General features: G+C 70.5%; 7 protein-coding genes and 2 tRNA genes. 1 reads left to right on the top strand and 8 read right to left on the bottom strand.

Going from position 1 to position 8,567, the window contains the following annotated elements; translation table 11 throughout:
- Positions 1–80 precede the first annotated feature (80 nt).
- The 5 genes from ACFV9H_RS40705 to ACFV9H_RS40685 form a co-directional block, all read right to left on the bottom strand.
- A tRNA-Met gene (locus tag ACFV9H_RS40705) sits at positions 81–154 on the bottom strand.
- 47 nt (positions 155–201) lie between these two features.
- Positions 202–375 carry a hypothetical protein gene (locus ACFV9H_RS40700; protein ID WP_385408922.1) on the bottom strand — a complete coding sequence of 58 codons (174 nt, stop codon included), beginning with the start codon at positions 373–375 and terminating at the stop codon, positions 202–204.
- Between the two features lie 173 nt (positions 376–548).
- A complete protein-coding gene (locus ACFV9H_RS40695; RefSeq protein WP_385408920.1) occupies positions 549–2,420 on the bottom strand; it encodes a sel1 repeat family protein in 1,872 nt (623 codons plus the stop codon).
- A 216-nt stretch (positions 2,421–2,636) separates the two neighbouring features.
- Positions 2,637–2,710: transfer RNA gene (locus ACFV9H_RS40690), tRNA-Met, on the bottom strand.
- A 49-nt stretch (positions 2,711–2,759) separates the two neighbouring features.
- A complete protein-coding gene (locus tag ACFV9H_RS40685) occupies positions 2,760–5,648 on the bottom strand; it encodes a UPF0182 family protein (protein ID WP_385408924.1) in 2,889 nt (962 codons plus the stop codon).
- 140 nt (positions 5,649–5,788) lie between these two features.
- Here ACFV9H_RS40685 and ACFV9H_RS40680 point away from each other — a divergent pair, with 140 nt between their 5' ends.
- Entirely contained in the window at positions 5,789–6,349 is a 561-nt protein-coding gene (locus ACFV9H_RS40680) for a PPA1309 family protein (protein ID WP_385408918.1), read from the top strand.
- 13 nt (positions 6,350–6,362) lie between these two features.
- Here ACFV9H_RS40680 and ACFV9H_RS40675 read toward each other — a convergent pair whose 3' ends face one another.
- The 3 genes from ACFV9H_RS40675 to ACFV9H_RS40665 all read right to left on the bottom strand — a co-directional run bounded on the left by ACFV9H_RS40675 (position 6,363) and on the right by ACFV9H_RS40665 (position 8,398).
- Positions 6,363–7,454 carry a PDZ domain-containing protein gene (locus tag ACFV9H_RS40675; protein ID WP_385408916.1) on the bottom strand — a complete coding sequence of 364 codons (1,092 nt, stop codon included), beginning with the start codon at positions 7,452–7,454 and terminating at the stop codon, positions 6,363–6,365.
- A gap of 140 nt (positions 7,455–7,594) precedes the next feature.
- Positions 7,595–7,792, bottom strand: coding sequence for a hypothetical protein (locus ACFV9H_RS40670; RefSeq protein ID WP_329379456.1), 198 nt, complete (start codon positions 7,790–7,792; stop codon positions 7,595–7,597).
- A gap of 144 nt (positions 7,793–7,936) precedes the next feature.
- Complete coding sequence (locus tag ACFV9H_RS40665) at positions 7,937–8,398, bottom strand: molybdenum cofactor biosynthesis protein MoaE (protein ID WP_385408914.1); 462 nt, start codon at positions 8,396–8,398, stop codon at positions 7,937–7,939.
- Between the last annotated feature and the right edge of the window lie 169 nt (positions 8,399–8,567).

The raw sequence follows: 8,567 nt of genomic DNA, 5'->3' as shown, positions 1-8,567 counted from the left end.
TTTTAAAACCCCACTGGCCCAATTTCCCCCGCAAACCACTGACGCCCCGTAACCAGAGGATCCGGGCCTTCAGTCTTCAGTAGCGGGGACAGGATTTGAACCTGCGACCTCTGGGTTATGAGCCCAGCGAGCTACCGAGCTGCTCCACCCCGCGTCGGTAAACACGACTTTACGTGAGGTCACCCGGCAGATGCAAATCGCTTAACCGGCCAGCCCACGCAGGAGCAGGGAGGTCAGCGTGTCGACCACCTCGGCGTCGTCCGGCGCGGCCCCGCCGGTCATGGCCGCGTAGCCGAGCATCGAGATCATCGCCCCGATCGCCGCGGCCACGAGCTCCGGCTCCCCGGGCAGCTCCCTGCTACGCCGCCCGCGCATCGCCCGAATGACCAAGGCAGCCCGACGGACACCCTCCAGCCCCGCCGGGGGCACTTCCAGCCCCGCCGGCGTTTGAGGCGCGGGGGCCCGGGGGCAGCGCCCCCGGCAGCGGCGCCGCACCCGCGAGCACACCGGAGCCCCGCCAAGACGTACGGCCGAGCCCCCCGCAGGGGCTACGCCGACAACTCCTCCGCCAGCGCCTCCCGCAACCGCGCCGCCCGCTCCGAAACCTCCGCCGGCCCCAGCTCCATGGCCCGCACGCACCACTTCTGCCCCTCCGCGAGGTCCCCGTGGCGGGCCGCCAGCAGCCCCAGCCGCAGCGCGGCGCGCCCGTGGCCCGCCACCGCGGCCCGGGTCCACCACAGCGCGGCCTCCGGCTCGCTCCCCTCGCGGGCCAGCAGCAGCCCGAGGTTGAACGCCCCGTTGCGGGAGCCGGCCTCGGCGGCCTCCCGGTACCACCGCGCGGCGACCTCCACGTCGCCGCGGGCGGACGCCAGCATCCCGACCCGCACCTGGGCGCGCCGGTGGCCGAGTTCCGCGGCCCGCTCGTACCACTCCTCGCTCTCGGTCCTGGCGGCGCCGCCCACCGGCTCGCCCAGCGCCACCGGCTCCGGCGGCGGGGCCAGCGATTCCAGCAGCGAGGCCAGCCGGAAGGCCGCCTCCGCGCTGCCGCCTCCCGCCGCGCACCGCAGGTGCCGCTCGGCGGCCCGCTCCTCGCCGTCGCGCACCAGGGCGATCCCGACCTGGAGCGCCGCGTCCGTGTGGCCGGCCGAGGCGGCCCGCTCGTACCACTTCAGCGCCGTCCGGTCCTCGTCCCGGCTGGCGAAGAGGATCCCGAGGTTGAAGGCCGCGTCGACGCTGCCCGCCTCGGCCGCCTTCGAGAACCACGGCTCCGCGCCCGCCGCGTCGCCGCCCTGGAGCAGCAGGATGGCCAGCGCGTTGGCCGCCTCGCGGTGCCCGGCGTAGGCCGCGCGCCGGTACCACTGCTCGGCCTGCGCGGTCCGCTCCTGTGCCACGCACAGCAGAGCAAGGTTGTACGCCCCGTTTTGGTCGCCCGCGTCCATGGCGGTCCGGTACCAGCGCTCCGCGGTCTCGGTCTCGCCCCGGGCGGCGTGCAGCGCGCCCAGCGCGTTCGCGGCGTTGCCGTCCCCGTCCTGTGCGGCGCGGTGCCACCAGGCGGCCGCGCTGTCCTCGTCGCCGGCGTCGCGCAGCAGGAAGCCGAGCGCGCAGGCGGCGCGGGCCTCGCCCTGCTTGGCGGAGGTCAGGTACCAGCGGCCGGCCTCCTTGAGTTCCCCGCGGGCCTCCAGTAGCGCGCCCAGGTGCAGCGCGGCACGCCGGTGTCCGCGCGCGGCGGCCTGCCGGTACCACTGCTCGGCCTCGGCGGGGTCGCCCTTGCGCAGGTGCCTCGCCAGCCGGTACGCGGCCTCGCGGTGGCCCTGTTCCGCGGCGGCGCGGAACCACCGCTCGACTCCCTTGTCCCCGCGGTGTTCCAGCAGGTCGGCCAGGCCGTACGCGCCCAGCGCGTGGCCGGATTCCGCCGCCTGCCGCATCCAGTACTCGGCGGCGGGCTCGTCGCCGCGCTCGCGGAAGTGGCGACCCAGGGCGTGCGCGGCCGGCGCGGATCCGGCCACGGCGGCGACGCGCCACCAGCCGGCGGCCTCGTCCGGGTAGCCCCGCTGGTGCAGCAGTACTCCGAGGTTGTTCGCGGCGGCCCGGTCCCCTTCGCCGGTGGCGCCGCGCAGGTAGGGCTCGGCCCCGTCGAGGTCGCCGCGGCGCAGCAGCAGGGCCCCGAGCACGCTCATGGCGCCCGGGTCTCCCTTGTCGGCGGCGACCCTGTGCCGGGCCTCCAACTCGGCGTCGCTCGCGGAGTCGACCTCGCCGAACACGTCCCCCGCGCCGTGCTTGTCCAAGAATTCCGCATCGGTCAGTGCGGTCTGCGCGTCGGCGGCCGCAGCCGCCCCCTTGGCCCCCGTGCCCGGTTCGGCTTCCGCCCTCGCAATCCGCCCTGTCTCCAGCAGAGTTGGCCTGTCCCCCATAAATCCCATCGTCGCATCACCTGCTACCCGCGTACACCTGGTATGTCGCAGCCAGTGAGGTCACTACAGCGTTTTGTCGACATGCCCACAGATACCCAAGTCAAACACGCTCCTGCCCCAACTCACCCGCCCCAGCTACCGCGTGTCCATTCCCGTACATATCCGGGGCATATCCCGGACATGACGAAGGCCCGGATCCATGGGATCCGGGCCTTCGTTTTTCAGTAGCGGGGACAGGATTTGAACCTGCGACCTCTGGGTTATGAGCCCAGCGAGCTACCGAGCTGCTCCACCCCGCGTCGGTGAAACCACAGTATCACGACGCGGGACGAAGCCGTTACTCCTTGATCACTGGCCCGCCGGCTTGGGGGCCGTCAGCTTCGCCTCCGCGTCGATCGCCCGCTTCAGCGCCGCCTTGATCTCCTCCTGCGCCTTGCCGAAGGCCGCCCAGTCGCCGGCCTGCCTGGCCTTCTCGGCGTCGTCGACTGCCTTCTGCGCGTCGGCGAGCGCCGCCTTGACCGTCGGGTCCTGGCTGGCCGGCGGCGGCGTGGTGGTGCCCTCGCCCGGCGGCTGGGTCGGCGGCACGGGCGTGGTCGGAGCCTCCGCCCCGAAGACCACGTTCAGCGCCTTCTCCAGCGTGTCCTCGAAGGCCGTCTGGCCGCCGTAGGTCACCAGCACCTTGCGCAGCAGCGGGTACTTCAGCCCGGAGCTGCGGACGTACACCGGCTCGACGTAGAGCATCCCGTCGTCGAGCGGCACCGCGAGCAGGTTCCCGTACTCGATCTCCGAGTCACCACCGCGCAGCAGGCGGATGGACTCGGCGATCTTCGGTTCGGACTGGAACTTGCTCTGCACCTGACCGGGGCCGTCCGGCGGCTTGCTGGTCGGCATCTTCAGGATTCTGATCTTGCCGTAGTCCGGGGTGCCCGGATCGGCGTTGACCGCCATGAAGGCACTCAGGTTGGGCCGCTCGTTCGGCGTGAACGTCGTGGTGAGCGAGAAGACCTGGTCCTTCTCCTTCTGGCCCGGCATCTTCATCGACAGGTAGTACGGCGGAACGGCCGTACCGGCCTTGGTCGTCGGGTCGTCCGGGACCGCCCACGCCTCACTGCCGCTGAGGAAGGTCTGCGGGTCGGTGACGTGGTAGCGGGTCAGCAGCTCGCGCTGGACCTTGAAGAGGTCCTGCGGGTAGCGCAGGTGGTCCAGCAGCGGCTTGGCGATGTCGCTCTTGGCCTTCACCGTGCCCGGGAACGCCTTCATCCAGGTCTTCAGGACCGGGTCCTCGGTGTCCCACTGGTACAGGTTGACCGTGCCGTCGTACGCGTCGACGGTGGCCTTCACCGAGTTGCGGATGTAGTTGACCTGGTTCTCCTGGGCCACCACCGCGCGCTGGCTGTTGGTCAGCGAGTCCGCGGTGCTCTGGCCCAGCGTGGTGCGCGAGGCGTACGGGTAGCCGTTGGTGGTCGTGTACGCGTCGACGATCCAGACGACCCGCTTGCCGATGACGGCCGGGTACGGCGCCCCGTCGATGGTCAGCCACGGGGCGACGGCCTCGACGCGGTCCTTCGGGGTGCGGTTGTAGAGGATCCGCGAACCCTCGCCGATGGCCCCCGAGTAGAGGATCTGCGGCTCGTTGAAGGTGAGCGCGTACGCGGCCCGGTTGATCGGGTTGTCGAGGTTGACGCCGGAGTCGCCCTTGTAGCTCGTCTCCTTCTCGCCCTTGTCGTCCGAGTAGTCGAGCTCCTTCTGCGGACCGCCGACGATCGAGTACTGCTTCGTCTGCTCGCCGTAGTAGATGCGCTGCTCGAAGTCCGTGCCGAACATCCCCTTGGAGGGGAGGTCGGACTGGGTGAAGTCCGGGGCGCCCTGGTCACCGACGGTGGTGCCCTTGGCCGCGACCACGCCGTAGCCGTGCGTGTACTTGAAGTGGTCGTTGATCCAGTTGTTCTTCGGGATGCCGCCGATGTTCAGCTCGCGCAGCCCGATGACCGTGTCCTGGCCGCTGTAGCGGTCCACGGCGAGCGTGGACGGGAAGGCGTAGTAGCCCTTGACCTGCTGGAGCTGCTGGAAGGCCGGCGAGACGATGTTCGGGTCGAGGAGCCGGATGCTGGCCGTCGTGTCGGCCTCCCGGCGCAGGACGTTCTTGTCCGTCTTCGCGTTCGGCACGCCCGCGTAGTCCGTCACCTCGGAGCCCGCGATCCCGTAGGCGTCGCGCGTGGCCTTGATGTTCTTCTGGACGTACGGGGATTCCTTGGCCTGCTCGTTCGGCTGGACCTGGAACTTCTGCACGATCGCCGGGTAGAGCCCGCCGATCAGGATCGCCGAGAGCACCATCAGGCCGAAGCCGATGACCGGCAGCTGCCAGGTGCGGCGCCACAGCGTCGCGAAGAACAGCAGGGCGCAGATCGCGGCGATGGCGACGAGGATCGTCTTCGCCGGCAGGTACGCGTTCGCGTCGACGTACCGCAGCCCCGTCCAGTTGTCCGCGGCCTTGAAGTCACTGGACTTCACCGCGAGTCCGTACCGGTCGAGCCAGTACGCGACGGCCTTGAGGGTGACGAAGAGGCCGAGCAGCACCGACAGGTGCCCGGTCGCCGCGGCGGTGGCCCGGGCGCCCGGGCTGGTCACGCGCAGCCCGCCGTACAGGTAGTGCACGACGGCCGCGGCGATCACCGACAGCACGACCGCGGCGAAGCCGAAGCCGAGCAGGAAGCGGTACCAGGGCAGGTCGAAGGTGTAGAAGGACACGTCCATGTGGAACTGGGGGTCCTTCGTACCGAAGGCCACCCCGTTCACGTACATGAGCCAGGTCTTCCACTGGCCGGCCGCCGAGGCGCCCGCGATCAGGCCGACCAGCACGGCGATGCCGAGGAGCAGCCACTTCTTGTACGGGGCGATGCTCATCCGGTAGCGGTCGAGGCTCTGCTGCTCCATCGACATCGCGCTGAGCGGCGGCCGCAGCCGGTGCGCCAGCCAGATGTTGAAGCCCACGGCCCCCGCCATCAGCAGACCGAAGACGGCGAAGAGGCCGATCTTGGTCCACAGGGTGGTGGTGAACACCGTGGAGTACTTCACGGAGCGGAACCAGAGCCAGTCCGTCCAGAAGCCCGCGAACATGATGAAGAGCATGGCCAGGACGGCCAGCACGCCCAAGGTCATGAGGAGAGTTCGGGCGCGCCGGGAGGGGCGGCCGACTCTCATCCGTGGCCCGGAGGGGCCTCCGCCGCGGTCCGGCATCTGGAAAGCCAAGGTGCGCACCTCGAAAGTCGCTGTGTCTTGTATCGAACGGGGCCCCCGATCGTAGAGCCCACTCATGCAACTTACTGAGGCTTTAGTCAGTTCCCGGTATCCGGCGGAAAGGAGGCAGGATGTTGTCCATGTCCAACCTTTCACCTTCCCCCGGCACGCCGATGGCGGCCGGCCCGCTGACCCGCGCCTGTCTCGAGATCGACGAGTACGCGGCCGGCCTCGGCTGGGACCAGCCCGCGCGGCTGTTCGCCCTCGTCGACACCGCCAAGCTCAAGAAGCAGGAGCCGCGCCTGGCGGGCCAGCTCGGCCTCGACCAGGACGACGCCGGCAAGACCTCCCTCACCCCGATCGAGCAGGACGAGCTGCCGGCCGGGACCCCCCTCGACAAGTTCCTGGGCACCATCGCCTGGCCCGACGCGGTCGTCGGCTGTGCGCTGACCGTGGAGCGGCTGATGCTGCCGCCGTCCGCGGAGGCCTCCGTACCGGAGGGCCTGAGCGACAAGCAGCTGGCGAAGTGGGTCGCCGGTCACCCGGAGCGGCAGGAGGTCCGCCTCACGGTGGCCGTGCTGCGCGACGGCTCGCGCGAGTCGGCCGTACGGCTGCGGGAGAAGGACTCCTCGACCGAGGTCCTCACCGGCGGCGGCCTGGTGCCCGGGCTGGCGGAGGCCCTGGCGGCGACCTTCTCGTGATCGGCGCGGGGGGTCAGGGCTTGGCGCCGCACTGCGGCAGCCCGGCCGTGTCCCCCTTGCTGATCTTCTCCAGCGCCTTCGTGGCGTCGTCCATGGTGGCGACCTTCACCAGGGTCAGGCCGTCGGGCACGTTCTTGGCGGCCGACGCGCAGTTCTCGGCGGGCGTCAGGAAGTACTCGGCGCCGGCCTGACGGGCCCCGATGGTCTTCATCTGGATGCCGCCGATCGGGCCGACCTTGCCCGCGTCGTCGATGGTGCCGGTGCCCGCGACGAACTTGCCGCCGGTCAGGTCCTCCGGGGTCAGCTTGTCGACGATGCCGAGGGCGAACATCAGGCCGGCGCTCGGGCCGCCCACGTCGGCGAGCTTGATGTCGATGGTGAACGGGAAGGTGTGGTCGGTACCGGCCCGGATGCCGACGATGGCGTGGCCGTCGCCCTCCGCCTTGCCGGCGGTGATGGTGACCTTGGCGTAGCCGGAGGGCTCACGGTTCGCCTTCGCCGCCTCGGCCGCCTCGGCGGCGGGCACGATGGTGAACTCGACGGGCTCGCCGGGCTTGTGCTTGGTGACGAACTTGGCCACGTCCTCGGGCCCGGTGACCGGGGTGCCGTCCACGGCCTTGATCACGTCACCGGCGTGCAGCTTGCCGTCGGAGGGGCTGTCCTTGACCACGGAGGCGACGATCACGCGGGCGGAGACCGGAATGCCGAGCTGCTTCAGGGCCGCCACCTTGGCGCTCTGCTGCGACTGGCTGAACTCCTCGGCGTTCTCCTGGGTGGACTGCTCGTCCGTCTTTCCGTCCGGGTAGAGGTTCTCGTGCGGCACGACGATGTTGTCGTCGGCCAGCCACCCGTAGACCGCTTCCAGCAGGTTCATGTCGTAGTCCGCGCCGGTGACCCGGACCGTCGTCATGTTGAGGTGACCGCTGGTCGGATAGGTCTTGCGCCCCGAGATGTTGAGGACGGGCTCGCCGTGCGAGTCGCCGAGCGTGTTCACGGTCGGTCCGGGGCTCATCTCCGAGTACGGGACCTTGATGAACACCCCTGCGCAGAGCAGCGCGAACAGCACGAGGGTGGAGGCGAGCATCGTCGCGGTGCGGCGTGGCATGGATCCGACAGTACGGGACGCCCCTGACGAGCGGCCCCCGGGGCCGGTCCGTACGGGGCCCGTACCGGGAAACTCTCAGGCGATTCTCACCGAGCGCCGGGCACGCGTGGGACTGCTCGCGGGACCACTCGCGGGACGCGTCAGACGGCGTCGGAACCGGAGTGTGCGTCCGCCTTCACCCTGGCCTGATCGGCCTTGCCCATGGCTTCACGGAATCGCGCGTAGCCGGCGAGCTCGGATATGTCGCCTTGTGTACGGTCGCGCGCCGCCCAGCTGCCCCATATCCCCGCGCCGATCGCGGCGAACAGCGGAATCAGCAACCACGCCAGAGACGCCATGGGCGTGCCTCCCTACCCCGAAGTACGTGTCGTTGGTGGCTTCAACGCTCGTGCCCGTGGGGGGGTTACGCAAATCGAGGGCGTGTTGCGCGGCCGAACGGGTGCGAGGCTACCCCCTTTCGGGGGTGGCCTTCCGGCCGGGGGTCAGCAGGCGCCGACCCACTCCTCCGAGCCGTCCGCGAAGGTCTGGTGCTTCCAGATCGGGACCTCGTGCTTGAGGTCGTCGATCAGCATCCGGCAGGCCTCGAAGGCCTCGCCGCGGTGCGGGCAGGACACGGCCACGACGACGGCCAGGTCGCCGACGGCCAGGTCGCCCACGCGGTGCACGGCCGCCAGGGCGCGGACCGGGTACTTCGCCACGACGCGCTCGGCGATGCGGCGCATCTCGGCCTCGGCGGTGGGGTGGCACGAGTAGCCGAGCGAGTCGACGTCCGCGCCGCCGTCGTGATCGCGCACCGTGCCGACGAAGAGCGTCGTACCACCCGTGGCGTCGTCGCCGACGGCCTGGAAGACCTCGTCGATCGAGAGCGGGGTTTCGCGGATCGCGAGCAGCCGGATGGGGTCCGAAGCGGCCTGCTCGCCGGGGTGATCGAAGTGCGGTGCCATACCTTCATCGTGCCCTAGCCGCCGACGCGGCGAAATAGCTGAATCACCTGGCCCCCACCCACCCCCTTGGGAGCCTCCTACAGAAACCCCCTGGTGGCGGCAGCAGCCGCCGAATCCAGCCCCGCCGGCGTTTGAGGCGCGGGCCCGGGGCGGAGCCCCGACCTTCCAG

Origin of the sequence: Streptomyces sp. NPDC059874, from assembly GCF_042731135.1 — a bacterium.
GTDB lineage: Bacteria > Actinomycetota > Actinomycetes > Streptomycetales > Streptomycetaceae > Streptomyces.
Note: the sequence above shows the minus strand (reverse complement) of the source record. Positions and strands in the feature narration are given on the sequence as shown.